The organism is Pseudomonas idahonensis, assembly GCF_037903935.1.
GTDB classification, from domain to species: Bacteria; Pseudomonadota; Gammaproteobacteria; order Pseudomonadales; family Pseudomonadaceae; genus Aquipseudomonas; species Aquipseudomonas danubii.
This window is the reverse complement of the sequence record NZ_CP149586.1, coordinates 4,251,153-4,275,826: the sequence shown is the minus strand read 5'-3', so window position 1 is coordinate 4,275,826 and position 24,674 is coordinate 4,251,153. Positions and strand designations below refer to the sequence as shown.

At 57.8% G+C, this 24,674-nt stretch carries 20 protein-coding genes and 2 pseudogenes; 6 read left to right on the top strand and 16 right to left on the bottom strand.

The annotated features are described in order from the left end of the window. Nucleotide 1 precedes the first annotated feature (1 nt). From WIN67_RS19235 to WIN67_RS19215, 5 genes are all read left to right on the top strand, one after another. The gene (locus WIN67_RS19235; protein WP_306396140.1) at nt 2-373 is read left to right on the top strand and encodes a DUF4810 domain-containing protein; all 372 of its coding nucleotides are present in this window, start codon (nt 2-4) and stop codon (nt 371-373) included. Then, a complete protein-coding gene (locus tag WIN67_RS19230) occupies nt 370-1,029 on the top strand; it encodes a DUF799 domain-containing protein (RefSeq protein WP_102864846.1) in 660 nt (219 codons plus the stop codon). The genes WIN67_RS19235 and WIN67_RS19230 overlap by 4 nt, the downstream gene beginning before the upstream one ends. 238 nt (nt 1,030-1,267) lie before the next feature. Further along, the gene (locus WIN67_RS19225) at nt 1,268-2,986 is read left to right on the top strand and encodes an ATP-binding protein (RefSeq protein WP_296413331.1); all 1,719 of its coding nucleotides are present in this window, start codon (nt 1,268-1,270) and stop codon (nt 2,984-2,986) included. 110 nt (nt 2,987-3,096) lie between these two features. Then, nucleotides 3,097-5,763 (top strand): excinuclease ABC subunit UvrA, encoded by a 2,667-nt coding sequence (locus WIN67_RS19220; RefSeq protein WP_339069879.1) that lies wholly within the window; start codon nt 3,097-3,099, stop codon nt 5,761-5,763. A 135-nt stretch (nt 5,764-5,898) separates the two neighbouring features. Further along, nucleotides 5,899-6,132 (top strand): DUF465 domain-containing protein, encoded by a 234-nt coding sequence (locus WIN67_RS19215; RefSeq protein WP_102864849.1) that lies wholly within the window; start codon nt 5,899-5,901, stop codon nt 6,130-6,132. Nucleotides 6,133-6,146: 14 nt separating this feature from the next. Here WIN67_RS19215 and WIN67_RS19210 read toward each other — a convergent pair. Further along, nucleotides 6,147-6,557: pseudogene (locus WIN67_RS19210) on the bottom strand (pilus assembly protein PilL); the annotation flags it as partial. A gap of 122 nt (nt 6,558-6,679) precedes the next feature. Next, nucleotides 6,680-6,943, bottom strand: coding sequence for a PAAR domain-containing protein (locus tag WIN67_RS19205; protein WP_102881580.1), 264 nt, complete (start codon nt 6,941-6,943; stop codon nt 6,680-6,682). 219 nt (nt 6,944-7,162) lie between these two features. Between WIN67_RS19205 and WIN67_RS19200 the strand changes: the two are divergent. Continuing rightward, nucleotides 7,163-7,431, top strand: a pseudogene (locus tag WIN67_RS19200) (transposase); the annotation flags it as partial. Between the two features lie 77 nt (nt 7,432-7,508). Here the strand turns inward: WIN67_RS19200 and WIN67_RS19195 are convergent. The 14 genes from WIN67_RS19195 to WIN67_RS19135 all read right to left on the bottom strand — a co-directional run bounded on the left by WIN67_RS19195 (nt 7,509) and on the right by WIN67_RS19135 (nt 24,493). Next, a complete protein-coding gene (locus WIN67_RS19195) occupies nt 7,509-7,859 on the bottom strand; it encodes a hypothetical protein (protein ID WP_339069878.1) in 351 nt (116 codons plus the stop codon). Between the two features lie 421 nt (nt 7,860-8,280). Then, nucleotides 8,281-8,550 carry a hypothetical protein gene (locus WIN67_RS19190; RefSeq protein WP_306408552.1) on the bottom strand — a complete coding sequence of 90 codons (270 nt, stop codon included), beginning with the start codon at nt 8,548-8,550 and terminating at the stop codon, nt 8,281-8,283. Nucleotides 8,551-8,555: 5 nt separating this feature from the next. Next, a complete protein-coding gene (locus WIN67_RS19185) occupies nt 8,556-9,143 on the bottom strand; it encodes an RHS repeat-associated core domain-containing protein (protein WP_339071726.1) in 588 nt (195 codons plus the stop codon). A 165-nt stretch (nt 9,144-9,308) separates the two neighbouring features. Then, nucleotides 9,309-9,716, bottom strand: coding sequence for a DUF6896 domain-containing protein (locus WIN67_RS19180; RefSeq protein WP_339069877.1), 408 nt, complete (start codon nt 9,714-9,716; stop codon nt 9,309-9,311). Then, on the bottom strand, nt 9,713-9,913 hold the full coding sequence (locus tag WIN67_RS31150) for a ParB/RepB/Spo0J family partition protein (protein ID WP_372852876.1): 201 nt from the start codon (nt 9,911-9,913) through the stop codon (nt 9,713-9,715). The genes WIN67_RS19180 and WIN67_RS31150 overlap by 4 nt, the downstream gene beginning before the upstream one ends. A gap of 53 nt (nt 9,914-9,966) precedes the next feature. After that, a complete protein-coding gene (locus WIN67_RS19175) occupies nt 9,967-10,467 on the bottom strand; it encodes a hypothetical protein (RefSeq protein ID WP_306408553.1) in 501 nt (166 codons plus the stop codon). Continuing rightward, a complete protein-coding gene (locus tag WIN67_RS19170; protein ID WP_422394625.1) occupies nt 10,436-11,359 on the bottom strand; it encodes an RHS repeat domain-containing protein in 924 nt (307 codons plus the stop codon). Before WIN67_RS19170 ends, WIN67_RS19175 begins: the two co-directional genes overlap by 32 nt. A 66-nt stretch (nt 11,360-11,425) precedes the next feature. Then, nucleotides 11,426-11,830, bottom strand: a complete 405-nt coding sequence (locus WIN67_RS19165; RefSeq protein WP_123394519.1) for a hypothetical protein — start codon at nt 11,828-11,830, stop codon at nt 11,426-11,428. A gap of 2 nt (nt 11,831-11,832) precedes the next feature. After that, on the bottom strand, nt 11,833-16,461 hold the full coding sequence (locus tag WIN67_RS19160) for an RHS repeat-associated core domain-containing protein (protein ID WP_422394624.1): 4,629 nt from the start codon (nt 16,459-16,461) through the stop codon (nt 11,833-11,835). Between the two features lie 88 nt (nt 16,462-16,549). Next, complete coding sequence (locus tag WIN67_RS19155; protein ID WP_339069875.1) at nt 16,550-16,993, bottom strand: hypothetical protein; 444 nt, start codon at nt 16,991-16,993, stop codon at nt 16,550-16,552. Continuing rightward, nucleotides 16,990-19,962: a type VI secretion system Vgr family protein gene (locus tag WIN67_RS19150; protein WP_339069874.1), complete on the bottom strand. Its 2,973-nt coding sequence runs from the start codon at nt 19,960-19,962 to the stop codon at nt 16,990-16,992. The genes WIN67_RS19155 and WIN67_RS19150 overlap by 4 nt, the downstream gene beginning before the upstream one ends. A 15-nt stretch (nt 19,963-19,977) precedes the next feature. Continuing rightward, nucleotides 19,978-21,738: a type VI secretion system baseplate subunit TssF gene (tssF, locus tag WIN67_RS19145; protein ID WP_339069873.1), complete on the bottom strand. Its 1,761-nt coding sequence runs from the start codon at nt 21,736-21,738 to the stop codon at nt 19,978-19,980. Nucleotides 21,739-22,188: 450 nt separating this feature from the next. Then, nucleotides 22,189-23,292, bottom strand: coding sequence for an SMP-30/gluconolactonase/LRE family protein (locus tag WIN67_RS19140; RefSeq protein ID WP_273906227.1), 1,104 nt, complete (start codon nt 23,290-23,292; stop codon nt 22,189-22,191). A 25-nt stretch (nt 23,293-23,317) separates the two neighbouring features. After that, nucleotides 23,318-24,493: an SRPBCC family protein gene (locus WIN67_RS19135; protein ID WP_339069872.1), complete on the bottom strand. Its 1,176-nt coding sequence runs from the start codon at nt 24,491-24,493 to the stop codon at nt 23,318-23,320. Nucleotides 24,494-24,674 lie beyond the last annotated feature (181 nt).

The window sequence follows — 24,674 nt, the reverse complement described above, 5'->3', positions numbered from 1 at the left end:
CATGTTCAAGACCATCACCGCGCGGCCACTGCTGGCCAGCGTCTTGTTGGGTTGTGTATTGCTGGCCGGTTGCAGCGGGCCGAAGACGCTGTACCAGTGGGAAACCTATCAGGCCCAGACCTACGAATACTTCAAGGGCGAGGAAGCCCGCGAGGCCCAGGTCGAGGCGCTGGAGCGCGACCTGCAGAAGATCAAGTCCACCGGCAAGGCGGTGCCGCCGGGTTACCACGCCCACCTGGGCATGCTCTATGCGGGCCTGGGCAAGGATGACCAGATGGTGCAGCAGTTCAATACCGAGAAGGCGCTGTTCCCCGAGTCTGCCTCGTACATGGACTTTCTGTTGAAGAACGCCAAGCAGGGAGCCGCCCAATGAACTTCACCACCTTGCGCAACCTCCTGGGCCTGTTGAGTGTCAGCTTGCTGGTGGGCTGCGCCGCGCCCAAGACCGTGGACTATTCGGCCTACAAGCAGGCCCGGCCGAAGTCGATCCTGGTGCTGCCGCCGCTCAATGAGTCGCCGGACGTCAAGGCCACCTACAGCATGCTGTCCCAGGTGACCTTTCCCCTGGCCGAAGCCGGTTACTACGTGATGCCGATTGCCGTGGTGGATGAAACCTTTCGCCACAACGGCCTGACCAACCCGGCGGACATCCACGGCCTGTCGCCGGCCAAGCTCAACCAGATCTTCGGTGCCGACGCCGGGCTGTACATCACGGTCAAGGAATATGGCACCAGCTACATGCTGATCAGCAGCGAGACCGTGGTCACCGCCAGCGCCACCCTGGTCGATCTCAAGACCGGCACCACCCTGTGGACCGGCAGCGCTCGCGCCTCCAGCGAGGAAGGCAACAGCGGCAACAGCGGCGGCCTGGTGGGCATGCTGATCACTGCCGCGGTGAAGCAGATCATCAACACCTCCACCGACGCCGGGCACCCGATCGCCGGCATCACCAGCCAGCGCCTGCTGTCGGCCGGGCAACGCACCGGTCTGCTGTACGGTCCGCGCTCGCCGAAATACGGCACCGACTGAGGTCCTTGCGGGCGGGCAATCCGCCCGTTGTCCGGGAGGCGCTTGCTGGCGTCCTCCTGGACTGGCCGGGATCGCCTATCCTGTCTCTTCAGTGCTGTTGAACCGGGCGTGTCCAGGTTTTCCGGTCCAGGGCTGAAAACCGTGAAACCATCCGCCCGGGCCGTGCTCAAAGGCTCTGGAGGCTGTGCGCAACCTCTTGAAAATCCATGCTGTATCACGTTTTTCGTAGAGTCCGTTCATGCCGTTCTTATCAGATCATCACGGGTGCCAGGGGTGGAAAGGCGAGATGGCCGAACGCATCCGTGCCTTCGACTGGTCCGTCACCAGCCTGGGTTCATTGCAGCACTGGAGCCATAGCCTGCGCAGCACGGTGCAACTGATGCTCGGCTCGCCGGTGCCGATGGTGATGCTCTGGGGGCCGCTGGGCTACATGATCTACAACGATGCCTACGCGGTGTTCGCTGGCGGGCGCCACCCTTATCTGCTGGGCTGCGCGGTGGAGCTGGGCTGGCCGGAAGTGGCCGAGTTCAATCGCGGCGTGATGAACACCTGCCTCAGTGGCGGCACCTTGTCCTACCGCAACAAGGAACTGGTGCTGCTGCGCAACGGCGAACCGGAAAACGTCTGGCTGGACCTCTACTACAGCCCGGTGGCCGGTGACGACCAGGCACCCGCCGGGGTCATTGCCATCGTCGTGGAAACCACCGCCCATGTGATTTCCGAGCAGCGCCGGCAGGCCGCCGAAGATGATCTGCGGCAAATGACCCGCAACCTCGAGCAGAGGGTGCTGGAAGAGGTCAATGCACGGCTGAGCGCCGAGGAGCAGTTGCGTCAAGCACAGAAGCTTGAAGCCATTGGCGGCCTCACCGGTGGCGTGGCCCATGACTTCAATAACCTGCTGCAAGTGATTTCCGGCAACCTGCACCTGCTGGCCCGCCATGAGCCGGACAACGCCAATGTGCAGCGCCGTACCGGGGCCGCACTGGCGGCGGTGGAGCGCGGTGCCAAGCTGTCGGCCCAACTGTTGGCCTTTGCCCGGCGCCAGCCGTTGTCGCCGGCGATCTACAACCCGCGCCATCTGTACGAGGGGCTGGGTGAACTGCTGCAGCGCGCCCTGGGTGAAACCATTGCTATCAAGGTGCAACTGCCCGACCAACCCTGGTGCATCCATGTGGACCGCAATCAGTTGGAAAACGCCGTGCTCAACCTGGCAATCAATGCCCGGGACGCCATGGGCGGCGAGGGCACCATCAGCATCAGCGCGGAGAATCTGCTGCTGGACCGCAGCTTCTGTACCGGCAAGGACATCAACCCCGGCGAGTACCTGCGCCTGACCGTGGCCGACAGCGGCAGCGGCATGTCCCCTGAAGTGCTCAAGCAGGCTTTCGAGCCGTTTTTCACCACCAAGTCCGACGGCCATGGCACGGGCCTGGGCCTGAGCATGGTGTTCGGGTTCGTCAAGCAGAGCGGCGGCCATATCGACATCCTCAGCCTTCCCGGGCAAGGCACCCGGGTGCAGATGTATTTCGCCCGCAGTGTCGCTCAGGAGGCCCAGCGTGCATCGGCCTGCCCGGCGCGTGGGCCAACAGGGCAGGAACGCATCCTGGTGGTGGAGGACAACGCCGATGTGCGCAGTGCGGCGGTGGAAATGCTCAAGCACGAGGGCTACTGGGTGCGTACCGCGGCCAATGGCGATGCCGCCATGCAATTGCTGATGGCAGGGCTCAAGGTCGACCTGATCTTCACCGACGTGGTGATGCCCGGTCTGATCAAGAGCACCGATCTGGCCACCTGGGCCAGGACCCAGGCACCGCCGATTGCGGTGCTGTTCACTTCGGGGCACACCCGGGACATGATTTCGCGCAATCATCAGCTCAGCCCGGACACTCATCTGTTGAGCAAGCCTTACGGCCCCGAGGACCTGAGCGCCATGGTGCGCTCCTTGCTGGGGGCCTGAGTCCTTTCCGCGCCGCCGCTTCAGGGCTTGCCCCGGCACCTGCAGGTTGTGTGATGATCGCCGCTCGCGCCGTTTGCGACACTTCCCGAATTTCGACTCCAGGCAGGTCCATGACTTCTTCGCGCAACGCCCCCCGTGATCCCCTGACGAGCACGCTGCCCACCCACAGTTCCGGCTTTGTCCGGGTGCGCGGCGCCCGCGAACACAACCTGAAGAATGTCGACGTGGACATTCCCCGGGATGCCCTGGTGGTGTTCAGTGGGGTGTCCGGCTCGGGCAAGTCGTCCCTGGCCTTCTCGACCTTGTATGCCGAGGCCCAGCGCCGCTACTTCGAATCGGTGGCGCCCTATGCCCGACGGCTGATCGATCAGGTGGGGGTGCCGGATGTGGACCGGATCGACGGCCTGCCGCCGGCGGTGGCCCTGCAACAGCAGCGCGGTACGCCGAGCACGCGTTCTTCGGTGGGCAGCGTGACCACTTTGTCCAGCCTGGTGCGCATGCTCTATTCCCGGGCCGGCAGTTACCCGCCGGGGCAGGCGATGCTGTACGCCGAGGACTTCTCGCCGAACACACCCCAGGGTGCCTGCCCCGAGTGTCACGGCCTGGGCCGGGTGTATGAGGTCAACGAAGCGACCATGGTCCCGGACCCTTCGCTGACCATCCTCCAGCGCGCCGTGGCCGCCTGGCCTCTGGCCTGGCAGGGGCAGAACCTGCGGGACATCCTGGTGACCCTGGGCTACGACGTGGACATTCCCTGGCGCGAACTGCCGAAAAAGCAGCGCGACTGGATTCTCTTCACCGAGGAAACCCCCACGGTGCCGGTGTACGCCGGGCTGACGCCGGAGCAGACCCGCGAAGCCCTCAAGCGTCAACAGGAGCCCAGCTACATGGGCACCTTCAGTGGTGCCCGGCGCTACGTGTTGCACACCTTCACCCACACCCAGAGTGCGCTGATGAAAAAGCGCGTGTCGCAATTCATGCGCGGCAGCTCGTGCCCGCTGTGCGCGGGCAAGCGCCTCAAGCGCGAGGCGCTGGCGGTGACCTTTGCCGGGCTGGATATTGGCGAACTGTCGCGCCTGCCGTTGCTGCAACTGGCCGAGGTGCTCCGGCCTGTGGCGGCGGCCGACTACCTGGAGCAGGCGGCGGCCGGTGATGAGGTGCTGAGCCAGGCGCAGACCCGGGCTGCGCGCCAGCAGCGCCATGCCCAGGGTGCCCCGGAGCACCGTGGCGCGCCGGATGTGCGGCATACCCCCAACCTGTCCCTGGAGAAGCGCCTGGCCGCGCAACGCATCGCCCAGGATCTGCTGGAACGGGTCAGCACCCTGACTGACCTGGGGCTGGGTTACCTGGCCCTGGAGCGCAGCACCCCGACCCTGTCGTCCGGCGAGTTGCAGCGCCTGCGCCTGGCCACGCAATTGGGGTCGCAGTTGTTCGGGGTGATCTATGTGCTGGATGAGCCTTCGGCGGGCCTGCACCCGGCGGACGCGCAGGCCCTGTTCGAGGCCTTGCAGCGACTCAAGGCCGCGGGCAACTCAGTGTTTGTGGTGGAGCACGATGTGCAGACCATGCGCCGCGCCGACTGGCTGGTGGACGTTGGCCCGGCGGCGGGGGAGCGCGGCGGCCAGGTGCTGTATAGCGGGCCGCCAGCCGGGTTGGCAGCCGTCGAAGCCTCCCAGACCCGGGCCTATCTGTTTGCCGAACAGGCCCCGGCCCGGCGTACTCCGCGCCAGCCCCGGGGCTGGCTGCGCCTGGAGGGCATCACCCGCAATAACCTCAAGAACCTGGACGCGGCGTTTCCCCTGGGCTGTTTCACCGCCGTGACCGGGGTTTCCGGTTCCGGTAAATCCAGCCTGGTGAGTCAGGCCCTGCTGGAACTGGTGGGGGCCCACCTGGGTAAGGTGGCCGGCGGCGAGGAGGCGCCGCAGCTGGACCTGGAAGACGATGAACCGCAGAGCAGCGGCGGCCGGGTCAGTGCCGGCCTGGAGCAGATAAAGCGCCTGGTGCAGGTGGACCAGAAACCCATCGGCCGTACCCCGCGCTCCAATCTGGCGACCTACACCGGGTTGTTCGATCAGGTGCGCAAGTTGTTTGCCGCCACCCCCGCCGCCCGGGAGCGCGGCTTTGACGCCGGGCAGTTTTCCTTCAACGTGGCCAAGGGCCGTTGCTCGGCCTGCGAGGGCGAAGGCTTTGTCAGCGTCGAGTTGCTGTTCATGCCCAGCGTCTTCGCCCCGTGCCCCACTTGCCATGGGGCCCGTTACCACCCCGAGACTCTGGCCGTGACCTGGCAGGGCCTGAACATCGCCCAGGTACTGCAACTGAGTGTCGAGCAGGCCTTGCCGGTGTTCGCGCAACAGCCCGGCATCCGTCGCGCTTTGCAAGTGCTGCGCGACATCGGCCTGGACTACCTGCGCCTGGGCCAGCCGGCCACCGAGCTCTCCGGCGGCGAGGCCCAGCGCATCAAACTGGCCACCGAGCTGCAGCGCAATGCCCGGGGCGCCACCCTGTACGTGCTGGACGAACCCACCACCGGCCTGCACCCACGGGATGTGGACCGTCTTCTGGAACAGTTGGACAAACTGGTGGAGGCGGGCCACAGCGTGGTGGTGGTCGAGCATGACATGCGCCTGGTGGCCCAGGCCGACTGGGTCATGGACATCGGCCCGGGCGCGGGCGACCAGGGCGGCACCCTGGTGGCCTGCGGCACGCCGGCGCATGTGGCCACGCAGCGCAACAGCCGTACCGCGGCGTTTTTGGCCCAGGCCCTGGCCGGAAATTGATCCAGAACAGGGGCCCGTGACGAACGGTTACCGCTGGTCTGATTGGCGGTCGACAGACCCGGGGCGCCAAGCCCATTCTGATCACTGGCAGGGGCGTAATGAAGCCCTTGTTGCCATCAACCACGGAGGTGTTCCATGCCGGTGATCCACGACCTTTACCAGGACCTGAGCTGCAGCAAAGAGGACATTCAACAGCGTCGGGCCAGTGACCCCCACCTGAATGCGCTGTTCGACAAGTACACCAGCATCGACAACCAGGTGCTCAAGGCCGAAGCAGCCGCCGCCGCAGACGACGAACTGAAGAAACTCAAGGAAAAGCGCCTGCTGATCAAGGATGAGATCTCCGAGAAACTCACTGCCCGTTCCTGAGCCCCCCTGTGACAAGGGCCTGACAACGTCAGCAATCCTTCGCGCAATGACAGCGGCCCTAATCGATAGTGAGCCGCTGGCAGGGGCAAGGTAGCGAGTGGACTTGTTCCTCTCAGGTCGCAGAGCTGATAGCCGGATCGCAACAAAATATGCTGCAGCGCATCACCTACGGTGGCATCCAGTCTGGGAGGGATAGTGACTTCCACCACTTGCTGCAGTAGGTCGCGCTGGTGATGCTCTGGAACCAGCTCGACGAGGGTGTAACGTCCGTAACGGACCACGGGCACGGTACTCTGGATCGCTTCCTTGACTGTTTCGAATGGAACAATGTCGGCTGAAGATGATGGGAACTGAGGTGCCACGCATCCGGACAGCAAGCACAAGCGGAGTAATGGGATGAGTGAGCGAAAGGCGAAGGTGCACATGCGGCAAATACCCGGGATCGGTGATGTGCCACCATCGCTCTCTATGTGTTAGTCATCAGTAAACAATGGGTATTTCTGATGATCCGGATTATTGCCACGGGGCTGGAGGGGTCGTACGAGCACTAGCTGATTACGGAACCCTTGGGGCCACTCGCAATCAAGCTGGCGCCACAAGCGGTTTTCATGCCGTCCAGAGCTACAGGTGTACCGTCCACGCTGTAGGTACTACTGCCTTCTGCTATGGGGAATACGCCCTTGCATAATGGGCAGCTAACCATGTGACCAACGCCCGCTATGGGCTTCCCATTGAGGTTGGTTTGGGAGAAGGCTCCAAGTACCGTTCCACCGTGGGTGGTGGAATCGCCTAAACGAATGATGTCTTTCATACACACTCCGTCAGAAGGTTATTCAGATTCTCCACTGTGAAAGTCTATAGCGGTCTGAATATTATTTTGTTTGCCTGTTTAAATTGTTCAGATCAGTGTTTGCTTGGTGTTTGGAATGATGAATCATTCACTCGGTAAACTAGCTGCAAGTACTAATTATCAAAGTTTGATTGATTTAAAGTTTCGTGCGTGTCAACTATTCTTACGAAAGCATAGCATTATCTGACGGTGGTTACTGTTTGGCGACGTGCCTGTAATTGGGTGATTAATTTTTTTCGCCCGCTGTCCGAAAGTTGATCTACACTACCAACGCAATCGAGAGCATCAACGCTCAGTTGCGCGGGATCATCAAGCTCCGAGGGAGCTCCCCAACCGGTTATGCTGCGACGAAGTTAATCTCGTTTGGGTTGCACAACATTACCGCTAATTGGGATAGCGCTGCTCACGACAAGAAAAGCGCAATGAATCAATTTACGGTCTCTATGTAAAGCGGTCGTTTTATCAGACCGACCATGGTGAAATGAAGACCTGCCCTCCAGACTTAACATATGGTCCACATAATTCCTCACTTACTATTTGTCGAAGCCCCAATGGCTTCCATCAATAATTTAGGACATTTCTCAAGTACTTCCACCAATTCGAACTCTTGTATGATTTTATCCTTTTCAAAAAAAATAGAGCCTAGCGAATCAGAAATATCAACTTTGTAATGTACTCCGTCACTTGATGAGATTTCGAGAACAATTTCATCGCAGTCCTTTCTTTTGATGATCTCTTCGTTTAACAGGATGCTTAAGTAAAATCTAGAAAAAAAACCGAGAATTTTTACCTCTATGGAGGTTGATTTAACTTTGCTTGATTGGATATGTGAGCGGATTGTATAAAGGTTTTTAAAGGCTAATTCGTCTTTATTCATTTTATAGGCACTTGCATGAGTTTTTAACAATCTTTGTGTATGGAGACAAGGTCTCGGTTCCCCTAGTGTCCGCCGACTCTTTTAACTTTCGGGTTCCGGGAACAACGGAATAAATTGCTTATGCACTCATAAAATACCATTTGGACAGTGAGCTTCTGATTGGGGATGTAAAAATACTCAAACGAGAGAATGAGTCCGCCCATAAAATTACTGTAGGTGTCAAGAATTTCTTTCGTTCACTCTATCGAAGCGCTCATTTTATTCCCCTGTTGGGGGGCATGCCTGCTGGAGTTTTGCTCCATTCAGGAGAAATCCTGTTAGGCTCTAAATGAGGCTGCCAAGAACATGAATCACGTAATGCTTATAATAGGGTCATATGGTATTTACAGAACTCAGAAAGAGTTTGCTGGTTTTTAGTGTTTTATGTCTGTTTCTTTGTTTTTAGTAGCTCTTGTAGTTTTGCTATTTCTTCAAGTAGCATTGGGATGTCCTGTCTTGCTCCTGCAATAAAGTCCTGGTCTGCCATTGTTCCGCCTGATATTTCTATATCTTCGTTTTCTGTTCCTAAAGCTCCTGTTTTTATGAAGTTCGAGCCGCTTTCGTGATTTCGCCCTTCGATAAAAGAGATCCAGGGTCCGATTGTTGCTGCATCGCATCTTGCTTTGATATTTTTTAAAGTTTCATTATCCATTTGTTCTACCTGTTAGGGTTATTAACTGTAGGTGTCATTAGAACTTCTGCTTGTTCCGCTGTGATTCCGGACAGCGTTGCATGGTCTTTGTTGTTTCGTGTGGGGGATGAAATCACATCTCTACCTTTGGCTCGAATTTGTCCTGCCGTAGTGATCCCTACTTTGCTATGGGGAATACCTTCAGTTAGTTCGGATAGGGTTTTATTTGGCGCACTATTTACAGAGGCTCCTTCTGGTTTTTTATCGTTGTCTTCGGTTACACCAGAACCCTGAGAGAATTTCTCAGCGGTGCAACTCCCACCTCTGCATACAATGGCTTTGTCAGGTAAAAGTGTACCGCAGCGGCACTTTTCTAGTGATTTGGTAAGGCCAAGTGGATCACTCCATTTGATCGGGCTCGGAGTATATTGATAGAGGTTTAATCCAACTTTGTATTTTACCGGGTCCTTACTAACAAACCGCCGCACCTCCGGATCATAGTACCTATACCGGTGGTAATGCAGTCCCGTCTCATGATCGTGATACTGCCCCTGAAACTTGATCGGGTTACTAATTCCTTGCTGCAAAGCGCTGCTTGATCGCTCTTCTTTTATCCCGCCCCAAACTTTGCGATGCCAGGGTACTCCTGCAGTAGATTGTTATCGCAGTGTTTGTTGTTTTGGATTAAATTCATATGCAGTCATGTGTAAAATATCAAGGGAACATTAAGGTGTCGCATAATAAACGCTCTGCTGGTTTGTTGAGTGTGATTTTGTTGATCATGTTGTTAGTTTAAGTTTTCCTGTGTCTTGCGTTTCTTTTATGTGTTGGATGGCAAGCGTGAGTTGTTTTGGGGATGCAAGGTTGTAGTTGTGATTTTTTAATATTAAATTAAGTGGTTCTATTGATGAAAAGTATGTTTCGAGTCTCCAGCTATCTAAGAGGTCTGGTGAGTTTTCTATGTCAGTATGGGCGTCTATTTCGGCATTTGTTTGTTGGTTTTTAAAGTATACTCCCGCGCTATGTTTTCTAAATAACCATGTTTCACCGTTGTAAAAAATTTTTCCGGTTTTAGCCCAGGTTTTCCCATTGGGGTTGATGGATAAGTATCTTTCTAGCAGTTTTTTTTGAGTTGTTGATAATCTTTTTAGAATGTCAATAAGCTCTAGCGGGGTTATGTCTTTCATTTGCACCTCGAATCAAACATGTCATCCTCAAGTCTGGTGGCGGTTGTTGGGTCAACGTCGTGAATTACAACTGGAACCTTCTCTACTCGTGATCTTACGGTAGCCTGGCTGCGGTGATGCCCATCAATAATAATCAATTTTCCATCTACTTCGGCTACATCAATTGGGTGGTTTTCGTCAAACCCTTCGCTCCTCATTTTTTCGTTGATTAATGAAAAGTTGCATAGGGTTAGGTGGTACGCCCCGTCGACTATTCAATCCATGAAGGCTCATCCTCATAGCAATAAAGGATTGCGTATGCACTTAAGCTTTCACCTCCAAAAAGTATTTTTTTACGCAAGGCAGTGATTGGTGTAAAGGTAAATCCTGCCTCACGCATATATTTCAGCAATGGAAGTCTAAAGTCTGTTGAGGTTAGATCGTATTCAGGTTCAGACTGACTGCCATCTGAAAGAATGGATGCCAGATAAAAATATGGGCCGACAAGTGAAACCTGCAGCACGGCCTCATCTTTGCCTTTTTTCAGGATGAAGCCGTAGCTAATATCAGTGTTGGGCTCTGTATCCTCTGAAAATAGGTAATTCTCTTTTATGAACTCCAGCATGTCTGGATATTTTTGCTCCTTAAACCATTGATGAGTAAAGAAGTACTTAGGGTTCTCGAAACTACCGTATGACTCAATTACACAACTAGAAAACCTATTCCAATCAAAGTGAGGTTCACTTGGTTTCGGGGCCTTTGGGGTGTCCATGTATTTTTCCTGCGTTGTCTTGGTGAACACGCACTGAGGTCTGAGTGCCACCGTTGGGGCCAAAACCTATAGGTGTCTTAAAGTCGTGATCTCTCACATTAGGGCGCTTAGGAACTGGAACTCCCTTATCCCAAGCTTCATCTGTGTACTGTATTGCATCATCCCAATCACAAAAGCATGAGGTCGCCTTACCTTGCTTTACACGATTGTCGTACTGTGGCTCACCCAAAACATGCCCAGCCTGTTTCTGTTGTGACATGTGTGGTGGGACACGATGCTTCTTCTGCAAGCCAAGCGGATCAATCCATTCAACCGGGTTCGGTGCATACTGGAAGACGTTTAATCCACCTGTGTATCCAATTGGATCTCGACTAATAAACCGCCCCACCTCCGGATCATAGTACCTATACCGGTTGTAATGCAGCCCAGTCTCTGGATCGTGATACTGCCCCTGGAACCTGAGCGGGTTGGTAATCCCTTGCTGCAATGCGCTGCTTGATCGCTCTTCCTTGATCCCACCCCAAGCCTTGTACTGCGCACTCCAGACTACTTCACCCGTCTGATCAGTCAGCTCTTGCGGTGTTCCCAGGTGGTCGCACTGATACCAGGCCAGTGCATCGATCTCCATGGGTTTTTGCGCATCGGCCCAAAGCGGGTCGTTTTCCTGTTGGTAAAACGCTCCGTATTCGGGCTCCGGGATCAGCGGAATAAATCGCTTGTGCACTGCCTGGGCCACTGGCACGAAACTGCCCGGTTCATAGAGGTAATGCGTGGTGCGTGCACCTTCTCCGGCCTTGTCCGCTGCCCGACTTTCCCAGGCGAGGGTATCGCCATCCCAACCGTACAGCGTCACGCCGCAATCGAACTGACGATTGCGTTTCAGGCGCTCCATCCGATTGAACTCGTAGCCGGCTTCAGACCGATCCCTGTAGTTGATAAACAGAGTTCAATAACGACTCTAGCAAACTATCTCTAGACACTTTTCCACGCAAGGTTTTTTATCAAAGATGTATGGAAAGCTTTCGAGGTTTATTCTCTCATGCTCTTTTGGGAATATAGTCGTTTGTCCTGTGTCAATGTACCCGACGACGCATGAAATGATGCTGTTGTTTTTGGTTCTTTCGACAATGAAATTAATTAACTCACTCCGGGCGCTTGTTCCTCTTTTAAGGAAATAGTCATTGGCACTCTGCTTGCTGAGGTCGGTGATTATTGAAGCTTTATGTACTTTGCCGTTGCGGTTGATAAGAATGGTGCCCCCATAAATTTTCTTTGGCATGATAAAATTTCCGACATCAGTAAACCCGTTGTAGTCTTGGGATTGTTTGTTATTTATTTCGAAGTAAGCCATGAAATAAGACATATTCAGTTCTTCTTTGGGTAAAAAATATGCGCTGAGCCCACTATTCCATCGTGATTGTTTGGATGCACATGCGGCAGGCGGCCTTCTGTGCTCCCAGTACTTCTGTCCGGGTGCGCCTCATGCTTCATCAGGGGGCCACAAGCGCAACGTTTCCCGAGGCTAATGGCATCGCTTCTGCTTGCGGCATGAACATCCTCCCCCCGTTGAAGACGAGAAATTGCTTGCTTATCTGTCAGGTTCCTTCCGAGCTCCACTCCCCGGTCAGTCCTTGTCGCTGTTCGATGGCCAGCTAATCCAAATGGATCAATCCATTCAATCGGGTTCGGTGCATATTGGAATAGGTTTAACCCACCCGCATACCCAATCGGATCCTTACTAACAAACCGCCCCACCTCCGGATCATAGTACCTATACCGGTTGTAATGCAGCCCAGTCTCTGGATCGTGATACTGCCCCTGGAACCTGAGAGGGTTGGTAATCCCTTGCTGCAATGCGCTGCTTGATCGCTCTTCCTTGATCCCACCCCAAGCCTTGTACTGCGCACTCCAGACCACTTCACCCGTCTGATCAGTCAGCTCTTGCGGTGTTCCCAGGTGGTCGCACTGATACCAGGCCAGTGCATCGATCTCCTTGGGTTTTGGCGCATCGGCCCAAAGCGGGTCGTTTTCCTGTTGGTAAAACGCTCCGTATTCGGGCTCCGGGATCAGCGGAATAAATCGCTTGTGCACTGCCTGGGCCACTGGCACAAAACTGCCCGGTTCATAGAGGTAATGGGTGGTACGTGCGCCTTCTCCGGCCTTGTCCGGTGCCCGGCTTTCCCAGGCGAGGGTATCGCCATCCCAACCGTACAGCGTCACGCCGCAATCGAACTGGCGATTGCGTTTCAGGCGCTCAAGCCGGTTCAGTTCGGAACCATCCTCCGGCCGGTCCTGGTAGTGAGCCTCGGTCTGTTTGTACAAACGTCGGCCCAGAGCGTCGTAGGCATAGTTCGCTTGTAGACGGTCGTCGCGGTAGCTCACCAGGCGGTCGAACAGGTCCCAGGTGAAGTGGCTGCGCTGGCCGTCACGCAGGCGTTGGATTAGGTTGCCGCGATCATCGTATTGGTAGTGGGTGCCGGCGTACTCGCGCAACAGGTTGTCCAGCAGGCGGCTGCGGGGCAGGCCGCGTTGTGGAAGATCCGCTGTTTTGGGGTCGAGGAGGTTGCTGGCGGGGTCGAAGGCAAAGGTCTCTTGCCCAAGGCGCGATGTTGCGCTGAGCAGGCGACCCACTGGGTCGTATTGGTAGCTCAGCGAGCCGCGGCGATTGTCGTCGATTTGCAGCAGTTGGCCGATAGCGTCGTATTGATAACCACGCTTGATCAATGTGCTTTTGCCGTCGCCGCTGCCCAGCCATTGTTCCTGGAGACGTCCGAGCGGGTCCCACTTTTGCGTCTGGAGCAGCTGGTTGCCTTGGTGTCGGGCCACTTCGCGGTGCAGATTGTCGCGTTCGTAGGCCAGTAGTTCATGCGCGTCCAGACGCATGCCGAGCAGGTGCCCGCTGCCATAGGTCAACCAACTGACCTTGTGGCCATCAGGGCGAACGGTGGCGATACGTTGGTTGAGGGCGTCGTACTGGTGCTGCCAGACCGCGACCTGGGGTTGTTTCAGGCAGCTGTAGTGTTGATGCTCGCGTGTCAGGTTGCCGGCGGCATCGTGGAAAAACTGCAACTTACTGTCGTTGTTGCTGGCCAGCAGCAAGTTGCCATTGCCATCGTAGGCATAGCGTTCAAGCTGCTCCTTGGCTTTCGAAGAGTCGGTGCCGTCAATGCTTAGGCTTGCCCGGCGTTCGGTCAGTCGGCCCATGGGGTCAAACTCGAGGCTGATGACACGCTGGCCATCAATTGTCCGGGCGAGTCGGCCTGTTTCAGGGGCGTATTCATAGCGGGTGTTGTGCCCGTCGAAACCTGCTTCTTTAAGCAGGCGACCGACCGGGTCATAAACGAAAGTGGCGTATTGCTCGTTTTCGTTTTGCAGGCGCTGCAGTCGCCCGAGCCGGTCCCATTGATAACGCAGGGTTTGTCCGGCGGCATCGATGCGTTCGGTCAGCAGTCCCGCTTCGCTGTAGGACCAGGAAGTGGCTTGACCCAGGGCGTCGATATGACCGAGTAGCCGGCCCTCGGCATCGCGCTCAAAGCGTTCCTCGGTCTTGTCGGGATGAACAATGACGGCCAACTGGCCGGCTTCATGGTGGTAGCTGGTTTTTTGACCCAGGGCGTCGGTGAAACAGATCAGTTGACCTCGGGCATCGTATTCCCAGGCGCTGGCTTTGCCGGAGCAGTCGACATAGTCGGTAAGCTGCCCGCTGTCGTTGTACTTCAGCTTTTTTTCATTGCCATTGGCATCGGTAATGGCAGTGGGCAGGCCCATCTGGTTGTATTTGTATTCGGTTTTGTTGCCGAGAGGATCGACGGCCTCGGTGAGGTTGCCGCGCAGGTCGTAGTCACGGCTCCATTGACCCCCTTCGGCGTCGCTGATCTTGATCAGTTGGTCCTGGGCATCCCAGGCGTAGTGCACGGTGTTGCCATCTGCTTGCGTATGCTCAAGCAGGTTGACCCCTCGCTCGTCATAGGCATAGCGATCCTCGCTACCGTCGGTGTGAACGTGACGAACGATGTTCTTGGCATCGTCGCGGAAGAACCATTCCGAGATGCCATCGGGGTGTCGGACACGATAGGGGTAGCCGAGGCTGTCGTAGTAGTGCCAGGTTTCGTGGCCATTGGCGTCTGTGACGTAGGTCAGACGGATATTGCGGTCCCACTCCAGGCGCGTTTCGAAACTGCCATCGTCGGCCCATTCATGGACGGCGCGAGCATCGGGGCCTTCGCCTTGCCAGCGCAAGTTCATCCCGCGGCCGCTACGGTCCGTGTAGCGGGTCACCAGGTGGTGCTGGTACTGATAGGTCCAGGTCGCGGCGTTCTCGTCCTGGGCGAGAATCAGGTCCCCGGCGTCATCGTATTGATAAAGACTCAGGCGACGCTGGGGTTCTTTTTCACCCATCAGCCACAAGCCAGTAATGCGCCCGTCTTCATCCACCAGTGTGCCGAGGTGGGTATGCACCTGACCGGGCTCGTCCTGATAGGTCATCAAGTCGGACAGCACAGCCTTTTTGCCCATGCGGTGTTCATAGCCCAGCAGCATGCCGGCACCGCCACGCAGTTCGATTTGCACGAGCAAAAAACGCTCGCCATCGCGGCGATAGGTTTCCCGCCGATCGAAGCCGCGACAAAGGGCAATTTGCACATCGCTGACGCGAATCAGCGTGAGGTTTTCCACTCGATCATCGTGGGCCTCACCCACCTTGGGCAGTGGGTAGTCGAAACTGCGCCCATCGGCCGCGTGGTAGCGCAAACCATCACCAATCAGGTCCAGACGTGTGGTGAAGGGGGTGATCCAGCGTGCGCCCAGTTCATCGTCGTCGTAGGCACTTAGGCTGGAGCGGTACGTCCGGGTCCAGTCGATGGGGAAGGGGCCGGGCAAGGTGAAATCGGTATGGGAAATGATCTCGCTGCCCATGGCAAAACTGATGCTGCCGCAGGTGCCGGTGCAGGTGCCGGCCTTTTGAGGGGATGGGTCCTGGGTGGCCGGCCCTTGCCGGGATTGGCTTTCCAGCTGGTTGCCACTGCGCTGATCCCGAGCCTCGCTGGTTCCCTTGGGCTTGATGTTGGTGCTGTGCCCATGGGCGCCGCGGCTACGCCAGGCAGTCACGGATGCGGAGAGAATCTTCAGCAGGTTGCCGATGCTATTGACGGTCTCGGGGTCACCCAGGCTGGCCACCTGCTCGCGCAATTCAGGAGCGAACTCTCGCAGTGCCCTGGTTTTGCTCAGTGCCAGTTGTCGTTGTTTTTCGTCGAGCAGGTTTTTCGCAGCGGTGTTTGCTGCAGCTTTGCCGACGGCCTTGTAAGCGCTCCAGACTGCGCCGAAGAAGTTGCTGATACTGGTCTTGGGATCATGTAACAACTGGTCGCCAGCCTCGCGCATTTGCTGCGCGGCAGCCTCGGCATCTCCTTTGGCATCAAGTTTTCCCTGAACCAGAGCTTCGAGTCCGCTGGCAATTTCGACAACGGTATTTTGCCCCAGCTCGCCGGCATCACTGAGGATGCCGCTGATCTTGCCCTCGGCTTGCTGCACGAAGTCGTCGATTTCACCGACGATGGTCGCGTTGAGGTGAGCCAGGATCACGCCAATCAATGCATCGCCCACCAGGCTCTTGCCGGTGGCCTTGAGTTCCTGACGCACCAGAAACAGGCTGGGACGCAGGCTCATGCGAGCCGCCGCCATGGTCGGTGGCGCGGGGAGCACGCCGATCAGGTTGATCCCCAGGCTGACCCAATCGAGCATCTCGCGCTTGCTGGCCCGGCTGAGGGTGACGATGTCACCCAATGCATCGACCAGCGCAATGATGTTGCCCACCACAGGCAGCGCACCGGCAACGCTGCGTATGCGCTCCAGGGTGACAGTGTCATTGCTCATGGCGCGTAGCCAGGCGTCGAATTGGGCGGCGCCTTGGCCCACATCGGCGGCGTCAATGGTGTTCAATGGCGCGACGGCAATCTGGGGTTCGCGAGGGGCTTGTTCTTGATCGGTGCTGTCCATGCTGCTTACTCAAGGGATGAGAAGGGCTTGGCCGCATCCATCTGGCGATGGCGGCCTTGCTGAGTTTCAAAAAGGAGAGGGGGCAGGATTATGGCGGTGCTGTCTGACGCTGTTGCACACCTTTGCTCCAGAGCAAAGTGCCGACCTTGAGCGCTTCGCAGAGGATCAGAAGGCTGATGCCGAGCACCGGATTGCTCGTAGCCGCTAGCGGCACAATCCAGGGGATGAAGGGCAATGACGGCATGACGAAAATCAGTCGAAATGGCACTTGGACATAGGCCAGTGCAGGAGCAAAACGACTGCCACTGAGAAACAGCCAGGCCGAGACGATTATCGAAACCAGCGTCAGAAGTCCAAGGCTGAACAGTGGCAGGGCCAGCGGGCCGGGATCGCTCAACTGAACTTGTTGAAATGCCAGAAGATCGTCGTAGATCGGGATTCGGCCCTTGGCTAGGTTGACCCAGACTTGGTGAGCTACGTAAAGCAGGTCCATGCATCCCCAGAAGACGAAAGTTGCTGTTCGCTTGCTCACGGTTTCTCCTTGGGCTCGAACACTTGGTCGGCGGTCACCGGTTGCCAGTGCCACGAGCGGCCTTCGACGCGTAATGGATCGTCACCTTCAAGGTAACGTTGCTTGATCTTCCGGGTTTCGCCATAGGTATGAGTGGCCGAGTTGTCGGTGGCCCACTTGTTTGCATCCCCAGGAAGTGGTTGCCACTCCTGGATTTTGTCCCGTGTGGTGTTCATGTAGTCCTTGCCATCGGAGCCGAATAAACGACCTTCATCACCCATTGAGGTGAGTCGGTTGATCAGCATGACGCCGAGGTTCTGGGTGCCATGATAGTCATTGTCGATGGTGACCCATTGTCCCGGCCCTTCTTTGGGGGCTGCTTGCAGGGCCTGTGCTATCAGTGTCTTGGTCTGTTCCGAAGCCGCGTTCGGCGGTGTGTGTGGCCAGTCCTGGGTGCCGATGAAGCTCCCTTCGGACCATGTGTCTGCGGGGTCCATGCCGAATGTGACGCGTGCAGGCCCTGGCGCGGCGCCCGCTACCAGCGCGTGCCCACTGGCGTCCAGGTGGCCTTTGAAAATTTTTCCCAATGCATCTTCGACCTGAAAGCTACCGCCCTGAACCGCTCTTCTGTTGGCCGTGTAGTTGTTGAACAGCTCAAGCTCGCCCTTGCCGGGTTTGGGTGGTGCAGGGAAACGCGCAGCCCGACTTTTAGGGCCGCTATAGCTGAAGTCGGCGGCATGGGCTTTGTACTGGCCAGTGGTCTGGTGGGTGATGCCTCCTGCGTTGTAAACGGTGGCGCTGCCGCCGCCGTTGATGACCAGCTCGGTCTTGGCGGTGATGGTGATGCGGTCGGCGGTTTGAGTGATATCGAGCTTGGCCAGCAGGTTGATGCTGTCCTTGAGTGCACGAATGTCGATGTTTCCTGCCGCGGCTACCAGTCGCCAGCCCATGTTCTGCACAAACAGCCGCATGCCCCGACTGGCGCTGGCCAGCAGCCGGTTGCCGATGGACAGGCTGGTGTGTTCGGTGCTGCTCAGTGCCAGGTGCTTGCCACTGGCAATGTGCGTGGAGCCTGGGGTGGATGAAGCGATTCCCGCCGGGCTGGCGAGCACCAGGTGAGGGTCCTCGAACTCAGGGTAGTCGTTGGCTTCAGCTCGTCCTGGAGCATCCCTGAGGATGCCTTTGTTTTGCGCTTTGAGGGCTTTGGCGACGGTGTCCTGATCCCCTGATTCCTGGGCTTGTACCTCGCGGGCCATGATGCCGAAACCATCCTGCTGGTTCTCTGCCACGTCCAGACGCAGGGCGGTTTCCTTGAGATCCTTGTGGTGCTGCGAAGCATGATGCCGAGGCTCGGTGGTCAGCAGCAGGCCGGCTGCGGCACGTACCGCGCCGTGTCTGTCGGTGCGCAGCTCAAAGCCTTCGCCCCGGGGTTTGCCGCCACTGGGGCGCGGATGGGTCAGGTAGCCCAGGTTCAAGGCGCTGGCCGCGTGATCGCTCATCAGCGCCGCGCTGATCTCGCCGGTGGTGTCGTCGATCCGCAGTTCGTTGGCCCGAGCCCCTTTGTGCTCATGGCTCTTGATGGTGGTCAGGGTTTTGAAGTGGGGCAGTTTGTAGGGCGTGGGGTGAGTCGCCGGGTAGGCGCGTCCGGTAATGATGGGTTGGTCCGGGTCGCCATTGAGGTGGCTGACGATGACCTCATGGCCAATCCGGGGGATCGCCATATGCCCCCAGTTTTGCCCCGCCCAGTTCTGGGATACGCGAACCCAGCAGGAACTGTGGTCGTCGTGCTTGCCTTCGCGGTCCCACGGATATTGAATTTTGACCCTGCTGAATTCATCACAGAAAATTTCCTCTCCGGCCGGGCCTACCACGGTGGCAATCAGCGGGCCATCGATTCTGGGCTTGGGAGGGGAGGCGGGCCGCCACTCGATATGGTCAGGAATGAGTTCCGCTACATAGCTGTAGTGAGTGCTCTGCTGGGCATCGGCGCTTTCTTCCTGCTGGCTGGTGTACTGCTTGCCGCTATGGACCATGCTCACGGTGCGCCAGCCACGGTTCATGTCTGCGCGTGGGTGTCCGCTCAGGTCAAAGGCCAGGCCCGGCAGCAAACGGGGGTCGTCGCCTTCGACCCTTGCGGTTCTGGCATCACGACGCAGGGCCAAAAGCCGGGTGTTGGTAAACGGCTTGCCGCTTTGGTCGGTTTTGTAACGCCCGGGATAGTCGTAGCGTTCATACTCGTCCTGGTGCTCCAGCTCGCTGGCCTCACGCTCTTGGTGCTGCTCGTAGCGGGGCTGCTTGAAGGTGTAATCACGCTGCACCTGGCGCGAGGTGCGGACTTTTTCCTGGTATTCGAAGCGCCGTAGCGCGGGCTCCTGCTGGGCGCCTCCGGGCTGGTGGTTGTACAACACAGCACCGCCGGTGATGGCTCCATGTACGTAAAGGCGATCGCCATGGATCAGCCGGTGGCCTTGGGGCGAGTGACTGAAGGCATAGAAAAAACCCTCTTCTGCGGCCAACCGATCAAGAAACGTCAGGTCGGTTTCATCAGCCTGGACACAGTACTCGCGGGGCACGTGGTGCGATTGGGTGATGACTTTGTCGTAGTCGGTAATGCCGTGGGTCTTGAGTATGAACTGTATGATTTCCGGCACTGACTTCTGCTGGAAAACCCGCCAATCCGAGCACAGGGCCGTTCGTGCCAACTGGGGTTCGACGGCTGCACGGTAGCGGGTGCGTCGAAAGCCCGTGGTGCCCTGGCTGAATTCGCTCACCAGTCCGTGAACGTAGCGCACCGGTTGTGTCCCCTGCCAGATGGTCAGCAGCGCTGTCTGATCCAGAACCTTGGCAAAGTCGATGGCCGGATTGCTGCTGGCCAGCTCAAGGTCCAGGCGATACAGGTCGCAAAGCCCTTCTTCCAACCTGAACTCGACGACATCAAGCTCCATGCCGTTGATGTCGAAGGTAAAGCGCAGATCGATTTGATGTGACACGAGATTCCTCCCTGGCTAAAGCGTCGGCTGTTTGCCGGTGCGCATTGGCCATTCGTAAGCTTCCTTGCTACGGCTATTGATGACTTTCAATAGGTGAAAGGAGTGTTTGCTGGCGTACATGGCGAAGAAGTGGCTGAGCACCGTGGCGAACAGAAAAAGGTCGCCGTCCCCGGCAAAGCCTGTCGGGTCGATGTGCAACACAGTCTTGTAGCCCCGCACAGGGTTTCCGCGAATCAACCGGTCGATGGTCTGGGTGTTGACGGGGCCAATGCTGTGCAGCCGCCCTTTGAGCTGACGGGCGTGTTCAATGTTGTGCCCAGAGCAAAGGTCGTAGGCTTCGAGGACTTCGCGCATCGGAGCACTGTCGGCCAGTGACTGCTGATTGAGGGCGAAATTGGAGATCAGTTGCCACTGCTGCTGACCATCGAGCACTGGCCTGTAGGTGGGGGTGGGCGCAGTGATGTTGCTGAAGTTTGCGATCACCGGCGTTTCGCTGGTGGGCAAACAGATGTCGCCAATACCCAGTGCCGCTGGCAGGTTGTTGTTGGTGCAAGTCAGTGTCAGCGAGGCAATTTCAGTCTCGGCGTGGTAAGGACGACCGTCGCCATGAACGAAAGCCACGTAGTGCAGTGCCTGCTGGGAGACCAGATCGGATTCGATACGTTCCTGGTAGTAAAGATCGACCTTGTCACGCTTTTCATCGCGGGATATATCGTGAAAAGCGTGGAACAGGTAGACCGGCATATCGTCCTCGGCGTCGTGTTCGCGCTGCATCCCCTGGGCTTGATCAATACTGAAAATTTCGCATGCAGCCTCCGGCAGATCCGCTGGTTGGACGAGTTGCTCCCGATCCAATTCGCCTAATGCCAAGGGGATAGCATCGTGCTGGAATAAATTGATGGCGGGTACGCAGTACAGGGCCAAGTCATCAATGTTCAGATGCAGATCAGTCGGCATCGGTCGATTGAAACGAAACTCAAAGCGAACTTGCTCGGTCTGTTCGGCAGGCCATAGGTTTTTCAGGTTGATCAACCGAAAACAGAGGAAGCGTTCGGGAAAGGTGAAGTAGTCCTGGAGGATGCGATAGCCGTCGAGGCTTGCGTCTGGTGCGGGCAACAGGGCGTCGTCAGGAGCAAAGCCGGGAAACTCGACATGCTGTGCTGTGACGCTGGTGGCCCTGCCGTTGAATTCCACGCGAATCTCGCTCAGATACCTGGCCAGCCACAAATACACCTGCAGTGCCGTGGCCTTGTCCCCCGTGAACTGGAACTCCAGTTGATCGCAGTTGAAATCGCCCAGGCTCAGCTTGCCGTTTGGTCCCAGGCCAATATGCAGGAGTGAGTGATCGTGTGAATGAGTCTCCCTGACCTGATCAATGCGCAGTGGATACAGAATCAAGTCCTTGCAGGTACGAAATTCGCACTGAACGTCACGGATCGGTCGGGACATCAGGCGTGTCCCTTTGGGAATGATGTGTCGTTGGTCGAGCGCCCCCTCGACCGGGTTAAAGCGCACCAGGGTTGTGCTGGGGAAAGGGCGCAGATAGTGAGGCCATATCCGCTGTAGCAGCGGGTGGGTCAGCTCCGGGAGAGGGGCATCAAGGGTCAGGTGCAGGCGTGCAGCGAGAAAGGAGAAACCTTCAATCAGGCGCTCGACATCTTTGTCGACGCCCCTGGTGCTGAGGAAGGGAGCAAGCGCCGGATTCCTGGCGACCAACGTCCGGCCGAATCGACGCAGGCTGTCCATTTCCTTGAGGAATGAATCCTTTAGCGGCACTGACTGCCCCTCCCTGGGACCTATACCTGGATACGTCTATCGATCTGAATGAGTTGTGGACCCAGAATCAAAAAGCTGCGTAATTAAAGACAGGCTGTACTTAACCCACGGTTGGTCGATATAGGAGAAATCCGAAACTTACTTAGGTGGGTTCTGGTTTGATTTCTATGCGGGAGGGTGAAACTGCACTCGTCTAAAAGTCACCATGTAAGGCCTCTGGCCCTGTGATAGGGAACAGGTTTCACCTCCAACAAAAGAGCGCGCTTATTCAGGTCTCTACTGGCAACGCGTTTCGTGCAATTTCATGGATTTGGATAGTGAGCAGCGGCTGTTCGCTGTAGCAAGGAGGCTTGTTGAGGCAAGGGAGCTTGCTCCCGCTGGAGGGCATAGCCGCCCTGACGTCCGCCGTGCTGTCCCCATTGCACGCTACAGCGCACCGCTCTCATCCCCTCAAGGCGCCAGCGCCGCCTTCAATGGCAGCCGCGCCATATGGCTGGCACTCACGGAGCCCAGGTACAAGTCATCTCCATATTCGCGCACCGTGGTGATCGGCGAGTAGTTGTCGCTGCTGCCATCCTGTAGGTTGGCAATCACCCGGCCCTGGGTATCCAGGCCCAGGACAAAGCCGCGCTTTTCCACCGGTTTGGGCAACACGGTCATGGCCCGCACCAGCATCTTGCGCACGAAGGGATAGGCCGCGGTGCCATCGAGCAGGGCATTGCGCGGCGCATACAGGGCCACCCAGAAGCGCTCCCGGCCATTGAAACTGAGGTTGTCCGGCAGCCCCGGCAGGTTGTCGATGAACAGGTCATGGCTGCCCGCCTTGTCGCCCTTGAGCCAGTAACGACTGATGCGGTAGGCCCCGGTTTCATTGACCAGGACAAACGCCTCGTCCGGCCCCAGCGCAATGCCGTTGGCAAATTCCAGGCCTTCCAGCAGCACCTCGGTGGTGCCGCTTTGGAAGTCGTAGCGCAACAGGCGGCCGTCGCCGCCATGCTCGATCACCGCCTCGCCGTCGTGGCCATAACCCCAGCGGCTGCTGGCGTCGCTGAAATAGGCATAGCGCCCGGCGGCGTCCACCGCCACGTCGTCGGTGAAACCGAATTTCAGGCCATTGGCTTCGGTGCTCAAGGTCTGCAACTGGCCTTGCGGGTCCAGGGCCAGCAGGCCCTTGATGGCATCAGCGATGATCAGGCGTCCATCCGGATGCCGGGCCAGGCCCAGGGGCCGGCCGCCGGTGTTGACCAGCACCTTGAGGGCGCTGCCGTCGAGGCTGGTTTGGATCACCCGACCGTCATGCAGGCCGGTGATCAGTTGGTCCTTCTCCAGAAGCAGGGCCTCGGGCCCGTCGATGTCCCGGGCGCCCACGGGCTGCACCGCCTTGAGCTTGTGGTTCTCGGCATAGGTGCCCTGGCTCAGTGAGGGGGCGGGGGCGGGGGTCCAGGCCACCGGCTGGACCCGGGTCGGTGCCAGTAGCAGGAACGCCAGGATCGCGACCACCAGCAGCAGGAGGAGGCGGCCGGGGGAAAAACGTCGGGGGGCAATCTGATTCATGCAAGGACTCCTGTCAGGGTCGGCTTCAGGATGGGCTGCTGGCCGGGGCGGTGGTTGTCAGTGGGATGGCCTGTTGGGCCGACTCGCAAAATACCAGCAATGACGCGGCGGATTCTCGCTCTATCCGCCGTTTGAATAACAGCTGATTGCCCAGGCGCATCAGCAGGTTGTCGAAGCGGTATTCCAGGGTCCGCACAAAGCGCGTGCGTTCGCCCGTCAGCGCTTGGCACTCATAGGTCACTTGCAGCTCCAGGCCATGATCGCCCCGGGCGGTGGCACGCCAGCGGTGCCCCGGCAGGTACTCCCGGACCTGCCAGCTCAGGTGGCCGCTGCGTCCGCCGGCATGGATGTCTTCCTCGAAACCCTGCCCGGCGAACAGGGGGCCATCGTCACCCAACACCTTGAGAGAGGATGGATGCCATTGTGGCCAGCAGCGTGGGCTGGCGGCGTAGGCCAGGGTGGCGGCGGCGCTGCGGGGGATCTCGATCTGATGCTGCATGCGGGTCATGGGCGTGGACTCGTCAGGAAAGGGAGCGGGTGCCGGTACTTCTTCCGGTTGCCAGTGCAAGGTGCCGAACAGCCAGTCCATCAGCGGCAGGACGATGTTGAAGTTGCGCTCCTGCATCAGTTCTCGGCGGTGATGCAGTTCGTGCAGGCGGCGCATCTGCCGCACCCAGGGCAGGCGCGCCAGGGGATGGCTGGCGGGCAAGTGCTCGCAGGCATGGAAAATTTCATAGGCCAGGTAGCCGACCAAGGTGCAACTGGCGAACAGCGCCGCGACGTTGCCGTTCCACAGGCGCAGCAGCGCCCACAGCGGCAGGGCGAACAGCAGGCTGTGGACCACGATCAGCCAGGCCGGAAACAGAATCACCCGCCAGTCTTTGCGGCCTTCATAGGTCATCAGTCCCGGGGTGAAGAAACTGTGGTGGTCGCCGGTATGCCGGGCATAGAACAGCCGGGCGAAAGGCTGCTTGTGATGCCCCAGCCAGCGATGCACCACGTAGATGCACAGGTTGAAGAACAGCAGCGACACCGGCACCGCCAGCCATTCCAGGGGCTGCACCCGCTCCAAGGTGCTGCACAGCACCGCAATGCACAGCGCGCCGTAGGCGAGGACGAAGCCGCCATGCAGCCAGGGGTTGTAGCGCGGACTGACCGCGGCTCGATACTGCTCGCGAAAGTGTTGGGTGGTGGTTCGCACAGTGCTGTTTCCCGTTGTTGTTCTTGTGGGCAGCAGCGTAGCCGTCGACCCTTTATCCAGCCAATGGACAGTGGGATTGAGCAGTATTCATCAAGCTGAACCGGCGGTGAAAAGCGGTGCGGGAAAGGGGGGCGAGGCGGTAGCGGGGTGAATGAAAGATTGACGCCAGAATAGTGGCTAT